This window comes from Paenibacillus wynnii (assembly GCF_000757885.1).
GTDB lineage: Bacteria > Bacillota > Bacilli > Paenibacillales > Paenibacillaceae > Paenibacillus_AQ > Paenibacillus_AQ wynnii.
In genome coordinates this window covers 59,777-80,658 of record NZ_JQCR01000001.1, presented here as the reverse complement: position 1 = coordinate 80,658, position 20,882 = coordinate 59,777, and the positions used below count along the sequence as shown (strand labels likewise).

21 protein-coding genes are annotated in these 20,882 nt (G+C 47.1%); 17 read left to right on the top strand and 4 right to left on the bottom strand.

Features of this window, described 5'->3' with window-relative positions; translation table 11 throughout:
• Positions 1-453: 453 nt before the first annotated feature.
• From PWYN_RS00530 to efeO, 3 genes are read right to left on the bottom strand one after another with little or no spacing between them, the layout of a single operon-like run.
• A complete protein-coding gene (locus PWYN_RS00530; RefSeq protein WP_036647314.1) occupies positions 454-2,262 on the bottom strand; it encodes an FTR1 family iron permease in 1,809 nt (602 codons plus the stop codon).
• A 44-nt stretch (positions 2,263-2,306) separates the two neighbouring features.
• Positions 2,307-3,647, bottom strand: coding sequence for an iron uptake transporter deferrochelatase/peroxidase subunit (efeB, locus tag PWYN_RS00525; protein ID WP_052087661.1), 1,341 nt, complete (start codon positions 3,645-3,647; stop codon positions 2,307-2,309).
• A gap of 5 nt (positions 3,648-3,652) precedes the next feature.
• Complete coding sequence (gene efeO, locus PWYN_RS00520; protein WP_036647312.1) at positions 3,653-4,561, bottom strand: iron uptake system protein EfeO; 909 nt, start codon at positions 4,559-4,561, stop codon at positions 3,653-3,655.
• A 617-nt stretch (positions 4,562-5,178) separates the two neighbouring features.
• On the opposite strand from efeO, the gene PWYN_RS00515 reads away from it, so the two are divergent.
• Positions 5,179-6,177, top strand: coding sequence for a DUF3231 family protein (locus tag PWYN_RS00515; protein ID WP_036647310.1), 999 nt, complete (start codon positions 5,179-5,181; stop codon positions 6,175-6,177).
• A gap of 6 nt (positions 6,178-6,183) precedes the next feature.
• Positions 6,184-6,654, top strand: coding sequence for a hypothetical protein (locus PWYN_RS00510; RefSeq protein WP_036647308.1), 471 nt, complete (start codon positions 6,184-6,186; stop codon positions 6,652-6,654).
• Between the two features lie 45 nt (positions 6,655-6,699).
• Here the strand turns inward: PWYN_RS00510 and PWYN_RS00505 are convergent, their stop codons facing one another.
• On the bottom strand, positions 6,700-7,680 hold the full coding sequence (locus PWYN_RS00505; protein ID WP_036647306.1) for a LacI family DNA-binding transcriptional regulator: 981 nt from the start codon (positions 7,678-7,680) through the stop codon (positions 6,700-6,702).
• Between the two features lie 464 nt (positions 7,681-8,144).
• Between PWYN_RS00505 and PWYN_RS00500 the strand changes: the two genes are divergently transcribed.
• The 15 genes from PWYN_RS00500 (at position 8,145) to PWYN_RS00430 (ending at position 20,873) form a co-directional block, all read left to right on the top strand.
• Positions 8,145-9,275: a site-specific integrase gene (locus tag PWYN_RS00500; protein ID WP_036647229.1), complete on the top strand. Its 1,131-nt coding sequence runs from the start codon at positions 8,145-8,147 to the stop codon at positions 9,273-9,275.
• A 900-nt stretch (positions 9,276-10,175) separates the two neighbouring features.
• Positions 10,176-10,409, top strand: coding sequence for a hypothetical protein (locus PWYN_RS00495; protein WP_036647227.1), 234 nt, complete (start codon positions 10,176-10,178; stop codon positions 10,407-10,409).
• 367 nt (positions 10,410-10,776) lie between these two features.
• A complete protein-coding gene (locus PWYN_RS00490; protein ID WP_036647225.1) occupies positions 10,777-11,319 on the top strand; it encodes a hypothetical protein in 543 nt (180 codons plus the stop codon).
• Complete coding sequence (locus tag PWYN_RS00485) at positions 11,288-13,120, top strand: phage terminase large subunit family protein (RefSeq protein WP_036647222.1); 1,833 nt, start codon at positions 11,288-11,290, stop codon at positions 13,118-13,120. The genes PWYN_RS00490 and PWYN_RS00485 overlap by 32 nt, the downstream gene beginning before the upstream one ends.
• Before the next feature lie 24 nt (positions 13,121-13,144).
• Positions 13,145-13,384, top strand: coding sequence for a DUF6148 family protein (locus tag PWYN_RS30520; protein WP_036647220.1), 240 nt, complete (start codon positions 13,145-13,147; stop codon positions 13,382-13,384).
• On the top strand, positions 13,381-14,985 hold the full coding sequence (locus tag PWYN_RS00475; RefSeq protein ID WP_036647219.1) for a phage portal protein: 1,605 nt from the start codon (positions 13,381-13,383) through the stop codon (positions 14,983-14,985). The genes PWYN_RS30520 and PWYN_RS00475 overlap by 4 nt, the downstream gene beginning before the upstream one ends.
• Positions 14,963-16,054, top strand: a complete 1,092-nt coding sequence (locus PWYN_RS27690; protein ID WP_052087649.1) for a head maturation protease, ClpP-related — start codon at positions 14,963-14,965, stop codon at positions 16,052-16,054. The genes PWYN_RS00475 and PWYN_RS27690 overlap by 23 nt, the downstream gene beginning before the upstream one ends.
• A complete protein-coding gene (locus PWYN_RS00465; protein ID WP_052087648.1) occupies positions 16,054-16,437 on the top strand; it encodes a hypothetical protein in 384 nt (127 codons plus the stop codon). The genes PWYN_RS27690 and PWYN_RS00465 overlap by 1 nt, the downstream gene beginning before the upstream one ends.
• 13 nt (positions 16,438-16,450) lie before the next feature.
• Positions 16,451-17,485 carry a major capsid protein gene (locus tag PWYN_RS00460; RefSeq protein WP_036647217.1) on the top strand — a complete coding sequence of 345 codons (1,035 nt, stop codon included), beginning with the start codon at positions 16,451-16,453 and terminating at the stop codon, positions 17,483-17,485.
• 20 nt (positions 17,486-17,505) lie between these two features.
• Positions 17,506-17,721: a DUF7210 family protein gene (locus tag PWYN_RS00455; protein WP_036647215.1), complete on the top strand. Its 216-nt coding sequence runs from the start codon at positions 17,506-17,508 to the stop codon at positions 17,719-17,721.
• A gap of 13 nt (positions 17,722-17,734) precedes the next feature.
• Positions 17,735-18,049: a hypothetical protein gene (locus PWYN_RS00450; protein ID WP_036647213.1), complete on the top strand. Its 315-nt coding sequence runs from the start codon at positions 17,735-17,737 to the stop codon at positions 18,047-18,049.
• Positions 18,046-18,630 (top strand): phage tail protein, encoded by a 585-nt coding sequence (locus PWYN_RS00445; protein ID WP_036647211.1) that lies wholly within the window; start codon positions 18,046-18,048, stop codon positions 18,628-18,630. The genes PWYN_RS00450 and PWYN_RS00445 overlap by 4 nt, the downstream gene beginning before the upstream one ends.
• A gap of 4 nt (positions 18,631-18,634) precedes the next feature.
• Positions 18,635-19,078, top strand: coding sequence for a hypothetical protein (locus PWYN_RS27685; RefSeq protein WP_052087647.1), 444 nt, complete (start codon positions 18,635-18,637; stop codon positions 19,076-19,078).
• Positions 19,075-19,416: a hypothetical protein gene (locus PWYN_RS00435; RefSeq protein ID WP_052087646.1), complete on the top strand. Its 342-nt coding sequence runs from the start codon at positions 19,075-19,077 to the stop codon at positions 19,414-19,416. The genes PWYN_RS27685 and PWYN_RS00435 overlap by 4 nt, the downstream gene beginning before the upstream one ends.
• A gap of 107 nt (positions 19,417-19,523) precedes the next feature.
• Positions 19,524-20,873: a phage tail sheath family protein gene (locus PWYN_RS00430; RefSeq protein WP_240479647.1), complete on the top strand. Its 1,350-nt coding sequence runs from the start codon at positions 19,524-19,526 to the stop codon at positions 20,871-20,873.
• The last annotated feature ends 9 nt before the right edge of the window (positions 20,874-20,882 follow it).

Sequence of the window (20,882 nt, the reverse complement as noted above, 5' to 3'; positions counted from 1 at the left end):
ACATTTTCTACTCTAGAAAATGCCTGTTTCGAACGATGCGGTAATCAGAAATCCTGCGTGTTGTGCAGGAATTAGAGTGAGAGGGGCTGGATACGGTTGAAATCCTGCACGTTGTGCAGGAATTTAGAGTGAGAGGGGCTGGATACGGTTGAAATCCTGCACGTTGTGCAGGAATTTAGAGTGAAAGGGGTTGAATACGGTTGAAATCCTGCACGTTGTGCAGGAATTTAGAGTGAAAGGGGCTGGATATGGCTGAAATCCTGCACGTTGTGCAGGAATTTAGAGTGAAAGGGGCTGGATACGGTTGAAATCCTGCACGTTGTGCAGGAATTTAGAGTGAAAAGAGCTGGATATGGCTGAAATCCTGCACGTTGTGCAGGAATTTAGAGTGAAAGGAGCTCTAAAAAAGGCAAGTATCCAATACAGGAGACTTGCCCGAATTATAGTTTTACTTTAATGAACGGTTTGTGATTTACTGGGTGTTTTTCGACGCAGCAGCTCCCATCCGATGAAGAGCAGCAGAAGCAGCTGAGGTAGGACAGTTTCCAGAGTTGGATACAACCCAAGCCAGCTTACCGAGGGCCAACCGCTCTGCACATGTGCCGGTAATTTACCTGCGACTTGCAGAGAGTGAAGGCTTTCACCCAGAAAACGAAATACCAAGTAGTAAATCAGAACTGTAGCCGTGCGGAAAAATGCCGCAATCGGAAGTCGCGCACTAAGCGCAATAATGGCATAGCCCATAATGATTAGAACAAACAGTGCGCCTGCAATGCCAATCAGAAGCTGTGAAGTTTCAATAGAAGGGGCCATTCCGACGTAAAAAATAGTCGTCTCCGCTCCCTCTCGTAAAATAGCTAAGGCAGAGATAGAGAATAATGACCATAGACTACCCTTGGCTAAAGCTCCATCGACCTGGCGACCCACGTAGCTGTTCCATGCGGCGGTGTTCGACTTTTCATGAAGCCAGCGACCGATGGTCAGCATCATAACAACAGCCATTAGGCCTGTAATTCCCTCAATCATTTCTCGTGCTCCACCGGAGGCCGCGCGTGAGATGCTATAGGTTAGAACAACGGCTAGCCCAATACTTCCGATCAGACCGGAAGCGGCACCGGACCATACCCATTTTTGGGCATTGCGGCTATCGTTCCGCTTCAGATAAGCGAGGAGGGCAGCCAAGACGAGGATAGCTTCTAAACCCTCACGCAGTAGAATAAGTGCGGCATCCCAAGCTGTATAACTGGACTCCCCAGCCAAAGGTGTTAATTCTGAAAGCATATTATCCAGAGCAGCCAAGGCTTGATCCAGTTTCGGCGGGTCAGATAATAGGTAACCGCTGACGGCTGAACTCTCGTTTTCAATATTGTTATAGACCGTAGGGGAAGCAATTTGAACCTGTCCTTCGGCAGAAGGCCACGCGATAATAAATTGCTCCATAACCCCTGCGGCTGTCGCACTGTCACCGTTAGCCGCATTGGTACGCGCTTCCTTCAGGTAACGGATTAGTCCTTCTATTGAAACGGATTCATCGATCGCCGCTGGTGTAGTTTGGTTGACTTTACCTGTGCTGTAATCAGCTAGAAGTGTATACAGAGCCTCGGCTTCTGACTTCGCCGATTCCTCGCGGAGCGGCTCTGCCTGCAGCGCAATGCGCAACAGGCTCAGCTTCGTCTCCAGCTGGCCGTAGACGGCGGAATTGTCTTGGCGGATGGCGCTTTCGGCAGGCTTCCAGCCATTTATAATGGCGCTGTATGCCTCTTTTGCCGCCGCCCAATCGGCGCGAAGCGCCGCATCCCGCGTGCGTTCCACCGCGGGCAGCAGCTGCGCCGCCGTTTCACGGCCGGCGGCAGCGCCCTTGCCTTCGCCGCCCGTGCTGGAGGCGGCGCTGACGTACGCGTCCACGGCTCTGGCGAGCGTGGACAGCGCGGACTTGGCGGGCGCGGGCGTATCGCCGCCCGCCGCAAGCTTGGCCGCCGCGTCTGCGAGCGCGGCGTCAACGGCAGCAGCCGGACCGGCGAATGCCGGGTCCGGAGTGCCAGCCTGCGCGGCGCGCCATAGCGCCGCGAACGTCTCTACATCCGCGGCTGCGGCGTCCCACTGGCTCTGGCCGGCTTCGACGAGCGCGCTGCCAAGAGGCGGCAGCAGCTCATCATGCCGGCTCGCCCCCTCCGCCGCAAGCACTGGCGCGCACAGTAGAAGCGCGCAGAGAAAACCAAGCAGCGCTGTAGCTTTCAGCGTACGAAATCTATTTTGTCGCATCCGGTAATCCTCCTTCAATAATAAGCATGTTGCAAATACAGCAATCAACCAAGCAAAGATTGGCCGATATAACCGCCTTCCCGGGCCCCCGGGAAACAGGCAAAAACAGCGCTGCCCGTGTGGGTCATATACTCGTTCAGCTTATCGTTCTTGGATAGGCGCTGTTGAATGGATACGAACTGCTTAACCAGATCACGCTGGAAGCTGATGAAAAGAAGGCCGGCGTCCAACTGCCCGGTCTTTAGATTCATACCGCTTGAATAAGAGTACGCTCGGCGCAGCATTTTAACGGTTCCATCCCCGTGTGCAAGTGCGGAATGAGAATTTTCTGGAATAATAAGTTTCCCGGATGCGTCTGTTGCTTTCAAATCAAGGTCGTCGAACTCATCCTTAGATCCGATCGGAGCACCAGTTTGGCGATGCCGTCCAAAGGTCGCTTCCTGATCACTTAAGTTAGAACGGTCCCACACCTCGATGCGAAGCATTACACGGCGTACAGCCATATAGGTGCCGCCGTTCATCCAAGAAGGGCCATCCCCGTTATTATTCCATACCACGGTGTCCATCTCTTTGCGGTCAGTGACATCCGGATTTCCTGTACCGTCTTTGAAGCCAAGCAGGTTGCGCGGGGTTGCTCCCTTAGGGTCAGCTCCGCTTGAACGCTGGAAGCCTTCCTGAGTCCAGCGGAGAACAGCGGTCCCACGGGCGATCCTCGCCAGATTGCGGATGGCATGAAAAGCCACCTGCATATCATCGGCACACGCCTGCACACAGAGATCTCCACCACACCATTGAGGTTCAAGATTGTCTCCAGTGAATACCGGCAGGTCTTGGAATGAAGCAGGCCGCTGTGAGCCTAAACCTAATCTTCCGTCAAAAAAGGACGGCCCAACTCCGAAGGTAAGTGTACAGCGGGAAGGAGATAATCCGTCTGCTTCACCTGTGTCTGTGGGCGGTAGATTGGGGTTGTCATTTACATTTCCAATCAATTGGCCGGAAGTGAGAGAGGCTGCGGTACTTGTCCACGCCTGAAAGAGCTTCTTAACATCTGACAGCTTGGTAGTTGTTAAATCAAAGGCGGCAAAGCATAAGAAATTTTGTGCAGGAGTAAGAATTCCTGCCTGATGCTCACCGAAGAATGGAATGGAGTCGGCAAGCGCCGAAGAGGCTTGGGCTGCACGGCTTGGTGCTGCTGCGCTTCTTGCAGCAATAATACTTCCAATGCCGCCTCCCCCTAGCAGGAGACCCAATCCGCCGACACCAGTAAGCCGCAGCATTTCGCGGCGGCTTAGTTTTTTTCCTATAAATCCAGTCGAAGAATCATCTTCTTTGCTATTGAGTTTAGGAGAATTAGACTCTTGCTTTGACAGGTTTTCATCTTTCATGTCGATCACACTCCTAAAATAGTTCCCATATTGGATAAAGGCTCAGCCAATGCATCCAAGTTTTGGCTTAATTTGCGCACTTCTTCTTCTTTGAGCTCTTCATAGGAAACGTAACCTTCCCCGGCTTTGAACGGTGCAAGCTCAGCCTTTAATGCAGCAAATCTTTCACCGATCGTTTGCTCAAGCGTGGGATCTATTTTGGCCAGCTCGGGTTTGAGCAGCTCGTATATTTTTTCGGCACCTTCAACATTAGCAACAAAATCGTACAGATCGGTGTGTGAATAACGTTCTTCTTCACCGGTTACCTTAGAGGAGGATACCTCATTAAGGAGTTCCACAGCTCCGGTTACAAGCAGGTTCGCATCTATATCTGCCGTTTCAACTTTGGCCCGAAGCAGCTGAGCATCCTTTAATAAAATGTCGGCCGTAGCTTCCATCCCTTTTGTTGTTTTGTCCTCCCAAAGTGATTTTTCAATCCGGTGGAACCCGCGCCATTCGGCCGCATCTACATCATTCTCTCGGGCATCAATGTTGGGATCCAGATCGCCCAAAGCCTCTGCAATTGGCTCGATTCGCTCATAATACATGCGTGCGGGAGCGTAAAGGGCTTTGGCTTCCTCCAGTTTTCCTTCCTTTACAGCGTTGGTGAAGTTTTCTGTTTCCTTCACAAATGCATCACATTGCTCAATTACATAAGTCCGATATTTATCGATCGCTGATGTAAAATCAGCTGCAGTCCCTGTAGTTCCGGCGTCCGTTGTAGCAACCTGAGCATCTGCTGTAGTGTTACTGTTAGAGGTAATGTTGCCATTTACAGCTTCGGCAGTATTGCCGTTATTTCCATTACTGCTACAACCTGCAAATAGAATGGATGCCGCCAGCAGACCAGTGGGAACAACATAACTAAATTTCAAAATAAACACCCCTTTTATATGTATAGTTGATAATGATTATCAATTACGCTGAATTCATCATAAGTGCCTAGTCTTTTACTGTCAATATAAAAATGTGATATTTCTCACATTTCCAATCAGAGGTGCAAGAATCATCATGCAGTAAGCCATTCTAGAGTTGTGTGTTTTAGGCGATAAGGAGGATCGGGGATGGTGTAAAAACAGCATAAGGCGAGGCTCAACTGTAGGCAGTTGCTATTATTTCAATGGATAAAGAAGGCGGTGTTCCAATCCGGGGCCTTCTCCTTTGGAAAGTTAGTTTTTTAATTGCACAATGTGCAGTTATTTGGAGCGTAGGAGGTACCCTATGAGGAATAACTGCAGTTTGTGCAACTAAAAACAGCAGAGAAGCCTCATTTGGCAGATAAACGGCTTTTTAGTTGCAGAATATGCACTTAAATCGCTGCAACTCGGCTAAAAGTCCACTATAGTTGCACTTTCTACAATTAAACTTAGGGTGATCCTCACATTTCCCAATGGATAATGAAGTTTGACCTATCCTATCCCCATTGGGATATTTTTTTCTCTGCTTGCAGACACTATACCTAAATAAAACGGTAAGGGAGCCCTAAGTCAAAATGGAAATCAAAAAATTAACGCCAGCGGAGACAGCAAGTCTGTGGAGTTCATATTTAACAAACTCAATGGCAATGTGGGTTACCAGGTATTTCATCGGAAAAACACAAGATAAAGAACTACACGATATCCTTAAGTATGCTGAAGAGATTGCAACGATTGAAACGGAAAAATCGAAAGCTTTTTTAGAGAATGCCAACCATCCCTTACCCCAAAAGTTCGATAATTCAGATGTGGATCTAAATGCACCGGCAATCTGTACCGATAACTTTACCCTATTGATCAAATTGGGATTGGTGCAAGCAGCACAAGTTGTATATTCAATGGCTTTAAACACTTCCATTCGTAAAGATATCCGCTTGTTTTATCAAGAATGTCAAAAAAACACAACGGAGCTATTTATCAGATTATCAGACTTGTCCATAAAAAAAGGACTGAACCTGCCTGATCTCCATATCCCCATTCCCAATCATGTGGAGAAGGTAAGCAAACAAAGTTTCTTAGCAGGGTGGTTTGCAGATCGCCGGCCAATCAATGCGATTGAAATTGCCTTGCTGGAATTTAATTTCAGATCCACTGAATTTCATAAAACGTTTTTAAAAAGCTTCGCTCAAATTACGAATACCCCTGAGTTGAAGGAACATTTCGTTCGCGGTGCTGATATATATGAGAAACATTTGGAGATTTTCCAATCTATACTCACAGAAAATGACCTGCCTAAATTACCGACCTGGGAGAGTGAACTAACGGATACCACCATATCTCCATTCTCGGAGAGACTGATGTTATTTAAAATGTCTTTACTAGTTGCGTCTTCATCGGGTCAATATGGAAGCAGTCTTTCCAGTATTCAAAGGAGGGATTTAGGCGTACACTTTATGCGATTAATGGCGGAAACTCTAAAATACGGGGAAGACAGTATCAATCTTATGATTGATTACGGGTTTCTGGATCAACTTCCAATGGCTAAAGAAAATCCAACAGTACCAACCTCCATGTGATGCATTATGGATAAATCAAGTCCGTGGGAGAAAGCGCTTTGGTGTATTGCCTTGCCAGGGTTTGGGCAGCTGTTAAATCAAAAATATATTAAAGGGATTACGTTTATTATTTTAGAAATCCTAGTGAATGTTCAGGCGAATTTTAATACAGTAATCATTTTGAGCTTTCAGGGTCAAATCCATAAATCTATTGAACAAACCAACTATCAATACTTGATGTTTTATCCCTGCCTTTATTTTTTTGCGATATGGGATGCCTACAGAGATGCGGGTGGGGGGAGAAAACCCTTTGCTTTTCTTCCTTTTGTAACCAGCGCTTATATGGTGACGGTTGGATTGATTTATTCCAACACCCTTCGGATTTTTGGAGTATTGCTTGGTCCTGTATGGTTGCCTATGGCTTTTACCATTCCGGGGATATTAGTGGGTTTAATTGCTCGTAAAGCCCTTAGTCATGGCATTAAAGTGTCGCAATAATGAAGGAGCGTGCGGTTAGCAGGCTCCTTTTCACTTGTTATCTTTTTACACTGTAGTGCGCTCTATAATGCGGTAACTGAGCTTTTGGTACACAGGCTCGGTGCTAACGTCCCCGTTAATCTGTCCAAGGATAATCCGAAAAGCAGCGGCACCCATCTCAAAGAGTTGATTATCTATGGTGGTCAGACCCAGCAGTCTGCCGATCGGCTGATTATCGAATCCGATAATCGCTAAATCCTCAGGAATCCGGATGTTGTATTTTCCAGCTTCTATAATAAGACCCGCAGCAACATGGTCCCCTGTAATAATGAGGGCATCAGGCCGTTCCTTCATGTTCAGCAGTCTGTGGAGTACAGCCGCTCCGTCTTCTTCGGTCAAACAATCAAATAACATCCATTCACTATGAACAGCAAGTCCTCTCTCTGTAAAAAAATCTTTGTATGCAGATTGTCTGATAGATCCGCTGCTGCCATTCCTTCTGCCCTCACAATACCCTATATTGCGATAACCTTTATCTACCAAATACTGCAGGCCGTGACGGAAGGCTGAGTAATGTTCAATATATACGGAAGAGAAGCTGCGTTTACCGCTATCCTGGCAGGTTACGATAGGGCCATATTCGGTATATTCCTCAATCGTTGCGGGATCTAAGGCGGTAGATACGATTACAACACCGTCAATTTCCTTATTGCGGAGCATGTCCAAAACTTTGAGTTCCTCTTCAGGCCGGTAGTTGGTTTGGCATAGAATAAGCCGGTACTGAGCTAGCAGCGCTTCCTTAGCCAGTCCGTCCATGATCACGGAAAAATAAAAAAAATGAATATGAGGCAGGACCACCGCGATTGCTTTGGTACGCCCAGTGATCAAATGTACGGCATTCATATTACGCGAATAGTTTAATTGCTCTATCGTTTTGAGCACGGCGGCCCGTTTATCCGAACTTACATAGGGATGATGGTTGAGTACACGCGAGACGGTAGTCACGGATACGCCGGACATTCGAGCGATTTCTTTAATGTTTGCCATCGGTGTGCAGCCTCCCGTGGGGTGGTATCATGTTCCTATTTTACCATATCAGACCGATTCGGACTCCCCAATAAAAGACTTGCTATGGAATGCATTTCATACTTTACAATAAGTTTTGTAACCACTACCGGACAAAATCGGCGTGACCGAAAGGGCGTGACGGACCGGTAACATTCTACTCCCCCACACCACCGCCGTAGGCGGTATTTTTGGTTCCGCTTTCGCCCATTTTAGACCTTACACAGCACCATTAAGTTCCCCAATACATAATATGTGTTGACTGTATCCCTTTACCTTGTTATACCAAACAAACCCGAGCAAGGAGGGGTGACACCATTGAAAGGTATACACATGCACTTATGAACCCTTTGTAAATAAAGGTTTTTTGAATTAATTATTTGCTAAAATGCGCTTTTGGTGTTAATTTGGTGTTAAGAGCCTAAATTAATGAATGAGGTGCACTTATGACTGTCCATAAGAATGAAAAAGCTAAGAAAAATAAATGGTATTACGTGTTTTATACTGGTGAGATTATAAATGGTGTTCGGATACGCGCAAAGGCCGGAGGATTTAAGACTCAGAAAGAAGCTGTAGCAGCTGAGGCCGAAAGAAGGAACAGCCTTAATAAGGGCACGTACTTCGAACCAACTAAAACTCTGTTCAAGGATTATATTGCCGATTGGCTGAAAAACAGAAGAAGCATATCAGAGGAAACGGTAGAGCTCTATGAAAACAATCTACGGCTCTACATTAATCCAGTACTGGGCCACATTCCACTTTCAAAGATAAATGCTCAGCATGTAGAGGATTTCCTTACGTCTATGGAAGAGAAAGGTTTGGGGGAATGGTCGATCAAGAGGGCTTTCTCGATTCTGAATGCTGCTCTTAATTCAGCTGTAACTAAAGACCTTATATTGAAAAACCCAGCATCTAAGGTTGAAAAGCCAAAGGTTACTCGTAAGAGCATGGCGGTATGGGAGCCTGATTTCACATTTGAATTCTTGGAGAAAACAAAGGGCAAAAGTCGTTACTGGATTTCTATTTACCTGGCGATTATGACGGGTATGCGACAAGGTGAAATATTGGGTCTCCGGTGGTCAGATATTGATTTTGAGAATAAGTCACTTCATATACAGCAGACTGTGACGAAGCGCAGACGGATCAAGGACGGGGCAAAGACAGCAAGTAGTATTAGATCAGTGGCCTTATCTACTGATACTGTGGAGAAGCTTAAGGAACATCGCAAGATGATACTGCAGGATCGGCTCTTTGTCGGTCAGGATTATCAGAATTATGATTTAGTAGTTTGTACTGCAACAGGTGGACCGGCAACCACTAGGAGCGTGTATCGAGCGTGGGAAAGGTTTCTCGTTAAATATGAGGCGCCACATATCACCTTTCACGATCTGCGGCACACGCATGTTGCCATGATGATTAAACAAGGTGTTCATATGAAGGTTATTTCCGAACGACTGGGTCATTCCTCAATCTCCGTAACTATGGACATATATGGACACCTTCTCCCTAACATGCAATCGGATGCTGCAGAGTTAATGGATAAGCTCAACACCAGACTAGACGGAACAAACAAGTAATAACGGGTACTATCGGACTCCACCAGAACCAGCGGAATAATAGAAGTAAACACAAAGGATCACCGATGAGCATTAGGAATTAACGGTGGTATATTTATAGCATAGAAAATAAAGAGAGCAGCAGCCGACACAAACAATTGCTCAGCCACGGACATGATCCGCAGGGGCAACACAACGGCTGGCTGCTCTCTCTTGCAACTATAAAACCCCATGCCCCGCAAGGCTTTGAGGGTGATAGCAACCAGCAGAATTTTTCCGAGCAACCAGCACAGCAACCAGCAAACTGCTTGGCAGAGGGTGTGAATGGTACAAATCGACGTTCTTTCACTCAATAACAATTTGGATAAGTCCAAATAACAGAGCATACATTCGTAATAACGAGCATTCGTGAAAAATATCTGCCAAAATGGACGATTTTGGGATTAGGACGTTTTCTCATATCCCGTTATAATGATCTTGTTCTTACACCAAAGTAACTAGGGAGTAAGATCTTAATACGGAGCGTAGCGTACGTATGATTTTGATCCTAAAGCCTGAAGAAAGAGATCGTTTAAAACACACAGCGATGAATCGATTTTTATTCAGGGCTAGCGTGGGGAATGCCGTAGGCAGGGCGAGGCAATGTCGCCTTCTTTATCCCTTCTTTCTTTAATCTTGTAAGGTCTTAATACGCGACAACGTAACTTTAGTGCTATAAATAGACTACGAGGTATCAGATCCGACCCCTCAAACATATAGAACGTCGAGGTCACTGCTATTAAAGAGTGGCCTTTTTGTATTCACACAGAGAGTAAGCCCATAATCTAAACCCCAAAAGCTGATGAGGTGAAGGCGAAGTAAGGTACATGGGGATGTAGTTCTACTTACAACCGTGGTTTTAAATAGAGAGGGGTAAAGACAATGGAAGAACAGTTAACTGAGAACCAACTGTATGAGCAACAGATGACAGCGTGGTTTGAAGAACATGACAGATTAGGAAAGCAGATTGAGAGAGCGATTGAGCACCACACTGAGATAGCAGAGCTTAATCGGCAACAGTTAGACCTGCACAATAGACGCATGGATATTGCTCTTGCAGAGTACAACGGATGGGCTAAAGATAATGGATTAGAGTTACAACCCTTAAAGAGTTAAGCGGTACAACAATAAAGATAACGTGTTATGTCGTGCGCTTGCCAGTCCTTAGCTGTCGTGTTGCCGTTGCAATGATTAGATAGAGTTAATAGATTAATCAGGCGTTCGATGGCTGTATCGGGCTTATAGAAGCCGTGAGAGTGTGTGAATAAATAAAAAGCTCAGGATATTTGGGTCCTTCTGGAGCTTCCAGATAGGTGCGGGTGCGCGTGAGCCCGAAATCCAAACAGTTTTTATTTTTAAAATTTACTTTCGCTTTCCCTTTCTGAGTGACCAAGGGATGGTGTTTTTATTTTTCACTTCAAATTAATCAATAAAAAATACTTATAGAGCTGCTGCGGTTCAAAGCGAAAGTGAGGCGGGTTAATTGGCGAAAGCGAAACAAAAGGAAATCAAAAAACAAGTGGACGAGGTTTCAACTGCGGAGCTGGCTGCGATCATTGGTAAAACTCCTCAGTGGGTACGCCAATTAACCCGCGATAGGATACTTTTTCAGATAGGAAGAGGCAAATACATCCTCTCCGATTCTGTTCAAGCATACATTTTACACGTATCCGGTGGCGCTAAAGACGATGGAAAGCCGACATATACGGACTACAAGACGGAGCATGAACGCATAAAGTCCGAAAAAGCAGCGTTGGAGCTGGCTGAAATACAGGGAAATATGCACTCTTCAGATGATGTGAAGATCTTAATGGGCAATATGATCATCACAGCTAAGACGAAATTGCTTGCGATCCCATCAAGAGTAAGTCCACAGCTTGACGGTGAACCTTCATCAAAGGTTGAACAGGTTCTGAATCACGAGATAGCTTCTGTACTGAAAGGTTTGACTGAGTACAACCCCGCGTTGTTTGATCGAAAGGCGGGTGACGGTGATGATTTCGAAGAAGACGGAGATGCTGTTTAAACAAATCGCCCGTATGTGGGAACCCAAGCCGCCTATGACAGTGTCGGAGTGGGCGGAAGAGCATAGGGTGCTGAGTAAAGAGGCCAGCGCCGAACCGGGTCCGTGGAGAACTGAACGATCACCATATACCAAAGAGATTATGAACTGCATGAACGATCCAACCGTGGAAGAGGTAGCGATAATGGCCTCTGCTCAGGTGGGTAAATCTGAAATTCTGCTGAACATAGCGGGATTTTTTGCTGACCAGGAACCTTACCCTATGATCTACATGTTACCGGATAAGCAACTGATCAAGTCGGTATCTCAAGAGCGGATCACTCCAATGATCAACGCCAGTCCTCGGCTTCGGAGTGTGTTCGCCGCAGCAAAGGGACGTTCTGCCAGTAACACCATTGCTAAAAAGAGTTTCCCGGGAGGTTACCTGCAATTGGTTGGTGCTAATTCACCAGCCCAGTTATCCTCTCGTTCGGTCAGAGTCATACTCGCCGATGAAGTGGATCGCTTCCCGACATCAGCCGGTACTGAGGGAGATCCGGTTGACCTGGTTAAAAAGCGAACGACAACTTTCTATAACCGTAAGCACGTTTTTGTTTCTACGCCGCTGGTGGAAGAGACCTCACGTATCAACCGTCTATACTTGGACAGCACTCAAGAACAATGGCGGCTCCCATGTCCGTGTTGCAGTGAACTGCAGGCACTGGATTTCGGCAACCTGAAATTTACTCGTGACGAAACTGGAGAAGTCATTCAGGTAAACGGGGCGTGTCGAGAGTGTGGTGGTATCTCTTCCGAAAAAGAATGGAAGTCCGGCACAGGCCAATGGGTAGCTAGACAGAAACATCCGTTCCGCCGTGGCTTCCACCTTTCACAAATAGTGAGTCCATGGGTAACTTGGAAGAAAATCGTTTCAGGATTTTTGGAAGCCAAGGACGATCCTGAAATGCTTCAGGTTTGGACGAACACAGTCATGGGCGAAACGTGGCGAGCAACTGGAGAGAAGCTGGATGAGAATGAACTAATGCATCGCGGTGAGGAATACGAGGCTGACGTTCCGGAAGGCGTGAAGATCTTAACGGCTACAGTAGATACTCAGGACAATCGTTTCGAAATCGAGGTCAAGGGTTGGGGATCAGGTCGTGAGTCTTGGGGAATTAGGTATCATGTTATTCATGGAGACCTGGAACAGTCACGAGTATGGGAAGAGCTTGATGAGTTTCTTAAACGGAAGTGGAAAGATACTCATGGCCGTTCCTTTGGGATCGTAGGATCCTTTATAGATTCAGGCGGTCACTATACAGGTAGTGTGTACAAGTTTTGCGCTGCTCGGTTAGGAAGACGCATTTACGCCATCAAAGGCGAAGGTAAGGAGAATGGTGGTTACGTCCCTTTGTACAATGGATACACCAACAACAACCGCTACAAAGCAACGGTTATTCGAATCGGGGTAGACGAGGGAAAGTACCGCGTGACAAATGATTTAAAGCGTAAACGTTATGGACCAGGCTACTGCCATTACCCGGCGAATAAGCCTGGTCATGATAACCGAGGGTACAACGAGGAGTATTATCTCGGGCTTACAGCTGAGACGCTCGTCACTAAAAAGAAGATGGGTGTCACGTATCAGATTTGGCAGCCAATCCGAAAGCGCAATGAACCTTTTGACTTACACGTTTATCACCTTGCTCTGATTGAGCTTCTGAGTCCTGATCTGGATGAGATGTTGCCGATGGCAGTTGGGGAAGGTGCGCAAAAGGTCCATCCGAAGACATCGAGACGCCGAGGTACGCCGAGTAGTGTTTAAAATTTGAAAGGAGGTGAAAAGGAAATGCCTTTATATACACATGAAGTAGCACAAGCCCATCTTGAATCGTGGCTCGCCGCAGAACTTGCGCTATCAACTGGCCAGTCATACACCATCGGTACACGGTCCTTGACGCGCGTTGACATCACTGATGTCATGGATCAAATAAAATATTGGCAGAAGCAAGTAAACGAATGTGTGAGAGAGGCTTCGGGTTTGAGTAAGCGAAGCAGGGTGCGCAGGTATGTTCCCACTGACCTATGAGTTGGCTAGATCAAGTAATTGGATCGGTAGCTCCGGGATACGCCTTAAAACGCGAACAAGCGCGGACTGACATTGCCAGGCATCAAGCGGTACAACAAGTTTTTAACCAAGGTTACGGTGATCACGGTGCAAGCCGCCGTAAAAAGTCACTTACCGCTTGGAATCCAGTGGCCGGAGACGCCGAAGAGGACATCCACGAGAACCTCGAATCACTCAGGCCTCGGGCCCGCGACCTTTACATGGGTGGGTCTTTGGCAAACGGCGCAATCAAAACGATGAGAACAAGCATAATCGGCACGGGGCTGAAAGTTAAACCATCCTTCGATGCCGATTTTTTGCGCCTGAATGATGATCAATCTCGGCAACTCCGGAGGCAGATTGAGCGCGAATTTGCGCTATGGGCCGACTCCAAGGACTGCGATGCGGCAGGGATGCACAATTTTTACGAGCTTCAGCAATTAGCATTCCTAAGCTGGATGATGTCGGGTGACGCATTTGTTCTACTGCCACTATTGCCGCGAAAACATTCGACCTATGATCTGCGGGTCCGGTTAATTGAGGCCGACCGTTGTAATAGTCCGCTGAATGAGAGTCTTAACGATAAGATCAGCAGTGGGGTTGAGGTTGATAATGATGGGATGGTAGTTGCATACCACTTTTCCGACAAGCATCCGGGGTCGACGAGACTTACGAACACCAAATGGACACGCGTTGAGGTCATAGGACAACAGAGTGGACGCCGCAATGTACTCCATCTCATGGAGGCGGAGCGGCCAGAGCAGCGGCGTGGTGTGCCACTACTGGCCCCGGTCATTGAGTCGCTTAAACAGTTGGACCGATACACCGAGGCTGAACTTATGGCTGCCGTGATTTCAGCAATGTTTACGGTGTTTGTGGAAACCCCTAACCCGGAGGATGCTGATCAATTCGGCTTGGGTTCAAGTGGTGATCCTATCGACAATCCAACTGGCGAGCCATTGCCGCCCTCTGATGGCGGGGACCTGCGACTAGGCAATGGAGCTGTTCAATTTTTGGAGCCTGGCGAAAAGGCCGTATTTGCAGATCCCAGCCGACCAAACGCGGGTTTTGATCCGTTCGTTACAGCGATTCTGAGACAGGTAGGGGCATCTTTAGAAATTCCTTACGAACTGTTGCTGAAACACTTTACCTCGTCCTATTCAGCGTCGAGAGCCGCCCTGCTTGAAGCATGGAAGATGTTCAGGATGCGCCGGGCTTGGATGTCCGCAGACTTTTGTCAGCCAATCTACGAGGAGTGGTTTGCAGAGGCAGTAATAAAAGGCCGGATTGATGCGCCGGGTATATTCGATGATCCATTGTTGTTTAAGGCTTATACAAAGGCCGAATGGAATGGACCGTCACAAGGACAGCTTGATCCGGTCAAAGAAGTTAATGCAGCTGTTACCCGTATTGATAACGGACTGAGCACTCGCCAGCGTGAAGCAGCGGAGCTAACGGGAACTGAATATGAAAGTAATGTTCGACAACTGGTCTATGAGCAGAAGATCCGTGATGAATACGGCCTAGCTACTCCGTTACCGAAAGGAGGTGAAAAAGAAATTGTCGAAGAAGATCAAGCTTAATGGTCCTGTTGTTAGCGGCGGGAACTCATGGATTTATGATTGGTTAGGCATGGAAACAATATCGCCACAACGTGTCATAAGCGAGCTTGAAAAGGCTGGTGGTGATGATGTTGAGTTGTACATTAATAGTGGCGGCGGATCTGTATTCGCAGGGAGTGAAATTTACACAGCTTTGAAGGAATACAGAGGGAAAATTAAATCTAAAGTTACAGGGGTTGCAGCTTCGGCGGCGACTTTTTTTGTGCTTGCTTCTGATGAAGTTTATGTATCTCCGCTGGGACAACTGATGATTCATAATGCTGCAGCTGGTACAGATGGAGACAAAGTAGCCCACGCCTCTACTTTGGAATTGTTGGAGGGTGTAGACAAAGCTATTGCTAAGGTCTACCAATCAAAAACGAAACTTCCGGACAACGAAATACTAGACTTGATGCAAAAAACAACTTGGATGAATGCTGAAAAAGCAGTCCAATTAGGTTTTGCGAACGGAGTTTTGTTTGATGAAGAAGTAGATGCAAGCAATAGCTTTAGTTTAGGAAGCGAACTCCCGCAAGATGTAATAGACAAACTCAAAAATGAGTTACTGAGAAGTGCTCTTAAAAATGATTCGATTTATGATGCCCAAGCCAGCATCGAGCCAGTCAATCAAGTTATGCAGACAAGCGAAAGGAATGATAAGTCGATGAAATTAGAAGAATTGAAGGCACAGTATCCTGACCTTTACAACGAGGTTTTGAATGCTGGGAAAACTGAAGGTGTTACAGCTGAACGTCAGCGCATTACCGACCTTAACGATCTAGCCGGAGCGCCTGGAGCAGCAGCGATTGTGGCAAAGGCCATTACTGATGGCGGCACGGCGGCGACTGCAGCTATTGAGATTGTCAAAGCTTCCACGGAGCGAATATCCGTTGAAGGGCAACGGCGTGCTGCTGACTCTAACAACAGTGGAGTGGATGCAGTGGCTCCAGACGAGGCGCCGAACGACAAACCGAATCCTCAAGCAGCCTATGATGTCGAGGCAGATGGTCTCCTAGCGGAAATTAAGAATATGACGGGAGGTAAAAAATAATGACAGCATACGAAAGCATTCCACACGACAATCTCATTGCCGGAATGGTCCAGCCGATTGTAACTCAATCAATAATCATTAATCAGGCAGCAGGTGCGCTCTTTACTCGAGGAACTGTTCTGGCTAGAACTGGGTTTACTGCCGATGGTACCTGGATTTGCACAGTTGTTAACTCGGCCGCCGTCCCTGCTCTTGAAAAAGTTCCTGTCGCGGTGCTCGCTGATGTTGAGGTGGATGCCAGAACTGTTCTGCAGAGAGCAACTGCTTATACATCCGGGGAATTCAACCGCAATGCCCTGAAATTTGGCGGCGCTGATACTATCGCCACACATGAGGCCGCACTGAACAACGCAAAACTTTACACAAAACGGGTTGTAGAATAGGGGGATTTTACTAATGGCCATCAAAGATCTTTATGCATTTCCTACTCTTTTGAAAGTGATTGGGCAGTTACCGGGACCAAGCACGTACATTCTGGACAAGTTTTTTCAAGATGGTGAGGCTTTCGAAACGGAGAACGTCGAAATTCAAACGATGAATGGGAATAAGCCTATTGCTCCTTATGTATCTGAACTGCAGCCAGGCAAGGTTATCCTGCGTACTGGATTTACTGCTAAGCAATATAAGCCGGCTCTAATCAAACCAGCGAGACCAATCACAGCAATTGATCTCAAGACACGGGCAGCAGGCGAGAGTTTGTTTAATCCGGATCAACCAGAGGTTAGAGCTCGTAAACTGCTGGCAAAGGACATCATCGAACTACAAGATACAATTACTCGTCGGCTTGTTCAACAGGCTGCTGAGCTCATGTTCACTGGTAAGGTTACTCAGGTTGGTGAAGGTGTGAGTCAGGTCATCGATTATGACTTCACGAATATTGCAACTCTGTCAGGAACTGATTTATTCAGCAATGCCGCATCTGATCCGATCGCCTTCTTGGCTGCCCAACGTAAGGTTATTATGGATGCTAATGCACCTACTCCAGATATGGTCCTTGCTGATTATGATGTGGCTGTTGCTATTATGCGTCACCCTAAAGTGCTAGAGCTCGCGAACAACAAAGGACTCGACATCGGGACCATTGACACTACTCTATTGCCGGATGGAGTAACCTATCACGGACGCCTGCGTGATGTTGGTCTGGATATTTACAGTTATTCTGGCTCGTATACAAACGATGCTGGGGCCGATGTTCCGTTCATTCCAGTGGGAACACTGGCTCTGTTGTCCAGCCGTGACAAGTTCACTTTCCACTACGGTGCGAACGTGATCATGGATCCTAAATCAGAACAATTTGTTCGTGTGATGGGTAAAATCACACCTCAATCGTGGGTGACAATTGAACCGGCTCAACGCTGGTTGCAAATGATGTCCCGTCCGTTGGCTGTTCCTGCGAATGTAGCGGGTTGGGTAGTTGCTAAAGTTCTTTAATCTAAAGGAGGAAATTATAAATGGCTATTATTGCAAAAGGTAAAGTGCGGCATAACGGCAAGGATTATGTAAAAGGTGATGAAATCATTGATTTGACTGAAAAAGAAGCGAATCGTTTGATTGATTTGGCGGTAGCTGAGGCAGAGGGTAAGACAGTGTTTAAAGCTGAACCAGCGTCTGATAAAAAGGACGAAAAGTCTGAAACAAAATCAACTAAAGACGCAGATAAGGAATAAAGGGGGCGAGGTTATGAACCTCCGCGACCAGATCCGACTAGACACACAGAACACATTTCTCAACTTGAATGAATTCGCAGATGTCCATATCATCGACGGCCAGTCGGTTAAAGCAGTACTTGACCAGGCTACAGATGACCAACACCCCCTAGCTTATGCTGAGGGGATATCGCTCGTTAAGGCGGTTTTGTATGTTGATTCCGCCGAACTCGGGTATATTCCCAAACAAGACCAGCGAATGACCATTGATGGTAAGGGTTACTTTGCAGTTCGGGTCGCGACTGATCTAGGGATGATGGTTATTAGTCTGGAGGCGAACACGGATTGAGAGTAGATGGACTGAGCCAGGCTATCAAAGGAACCAAGGCCCTTAAGGATCGCATGCAGCCAGCGGCGTCGATGGCGCTTAACCGAGTGGGTAAAGGCGTAGTAACCGAGGCGGCACGTAAGGTTAAAGAGACTTACAACGTCAAAGCAGCTGACGTCAAGGGCGCCATGCGACTGGTGTTGTCGTCTCCTGATGCGGGCGAGGTCTTCATTAACTCAAAGGGTCGAAACCTTCCAGTGACTAGCTTCAAAGTCACGCCTAAATCGCCAACAAAGAAGCGGCAAAAGATGGTCAAAGTTGCTATCAAACGTGGTGATGCTAAAAAGGTGGGTAATGCGTTCGTTGCACTCCGTCGTGGAAAAGTCGGAGTTATGAAGAGACAAAAACCGACAGGTCAAAGTGGCCGCCCCCGTGTCTTAAATGCTAAGGGGTTTAAACCAGAGTTGCCAGTCGAGGAACTACATGGTCCGGCCATTCCGCGTATGCTCAACGAGCCTCAAGTCCTGGAACATATCCAAGAAGAGGCGCGGGATCGCATGGATAAGCGCCTTGAGCATGAGATTAAACGTATTTTGAAATGAGGTGATGGCTATTTCAACACCGATATTGCTTTTGCGAGCTATCAAAGAGTTTATCCAACAAACGGTCGAGGGCGACGTACAAATGTCGCCTTCGATCCATGTGGGGTACTTGCCGCAAAGAAATAAAGACAATCTTCAAGATAGCGAGTTTCCTTTTATCCTTGTTCGGCCTGGAGTTGGCGAAGATCAGCAGGACAATTCAAAAGTCACAATAAAACTGATATTCGGTGCAAAGGCTGAGGATGATGAAGGGTTTATGGATCTGTTGAACACTATGGAACAGATCCGGATTGCTCTATTGCGCAAACGGATTATCAATAATAGATTCAAGCTCGAACTTCCGTACAAATGGGAGTTTTTTGACGAGCAGCCATACCCGGAATGGTACGGGATAGCGACAACAGTCTGGACATTACCATCAATACAAGAGGAGGTCGAAGGTCTGTGAGTATTAAAAAAGATGAAATAAAGGCAGGGCAATTGGAACAATTGGAAACTGGAGAGAAAGTCGTTCCCTTATCGGTTCCTAACGCTATAGAACAGCCAAAAGAACCGTTGATTTACCTCGGACCCAACATTTCAGGCGGTGTATTATCTGGAAACACAGTGTTTAAGGGTGGTAAGCCAGCACACATTGACCTGCTGATCGCAGAGCAACCAGAGATTGGCGACCTTATCGTCCCAGTCAAAAGTATCAATGACACATTAGCTAAGATCAACAAGGTTGGCACCGCCGAACATCAAGCTTATCAAGCACTCATCAAGCGCGGAACGGGGGTTAAATAATGGCTTTTAATCACGGTGTTACCACCTCTGAGAGATCGACATCTGTAATCTCTACAGCAAGCGTCAGCGCGGGCATCCCGATTGTATTCGGCACGTCACCAGTTAATATGAGTGCCTTGGCCGCGGCTCCGGTGAATAAACCGATCTTAGCCTATTCTTACTCGGAGGCTGCACAGGCACTTGGATACAGCGACAACTGGGAGGCATATACTCTATGCGAGTTTATGGACGTTTACTTTAGGTTGAACGCACTTAAGCCTGCCATTTTCGTTAATGTTCTGGATCCTTCGATCCATAAAACGGCCGTAACTACAACGTCGATGAACCTTGTTGACAAGGCGGTGAAAATTAGCGTCACGGGAATCATGCACGACGCTGCACTGGTTGTTAAATCAGCTGATGCAGTTACAACATACGTCAAAAACACTGATTACACTGTTGCTTTTGACAGTGACGGAAATACTGTAGTCTCAGTTAAAACGGGAGGCACGATTCCAACGAACGCCACCGCGCTAAGCATCGCTTATACAAAACTGGATCCGACCGCTGTTGATGTCAACGACATTATTGGCGGACTGGACGCCGTAACGGGCGCGATGACTGGACTTGAATTGGTTAACGGCGTGTTCCCTCGCTTCGGTTTGGTTCCAGGTCTCATTTTAGCGCCGGGTTATTCTCAAGATCCTACAGTCGCTGCTGTGATGGTTGCCAAAGCGGGTAATATCAACAGCACATTTACTGCATTGGCGTTGACTGACATACCGACTGATACTGTCAAGGTTTACACCGGAGTGCCTGCTTGGAAAAACACAAACGGATATACCTCTCCGTTGCAGGTTGCGCTCTGGCCGAAAGTATCCAAGGGCGGGAAACAATACCACATGTCAACTCACATTGCTTGTGCAATCGGGGTAGCTGATGCGGCAAATGAGGGCGTTCCTGTGGCTTCTCCATCCAACAAGGCACTGGTGATTGATGCGGCGGTACTTGCAGACGGTACTGAGGTGTTCCTCGGACCCGACCAGGCTAATTACCTGAACAGTCAGGGCATTATGACCGCCCTTAATTTCGTTGGTGGCTTCAAGGGATGGGGCAACTATACGGGTGCTTATCCGGTATCTACTGATCCAAAAGATGTGTTTATCTCTATCCGTAGAATGTTTATCTGGGCTAAGAACAGTATCGTATTGACGTACTGGAACCAGGTGGACAATCCAGCAACGCCGCGACTGATCGAGACAATCACCGACAGCATAAATATCTGGCTCAACGGGTTGACAGCGAGCGGTTATTTACTCGGCGGTCGAGTGGAATTTAACTGGGCAGATAATCCAGTGACGGACCTGATGGCTGGTAAGTTTAAATTTCAGCTTTTCATCACACCACCGGGACCGGCTCAGGAGTTGGCGTTTGTGCTTGAGTATGACGCCACATATCTGCAGACGCTGTTCGGATAAGGGGGAAAA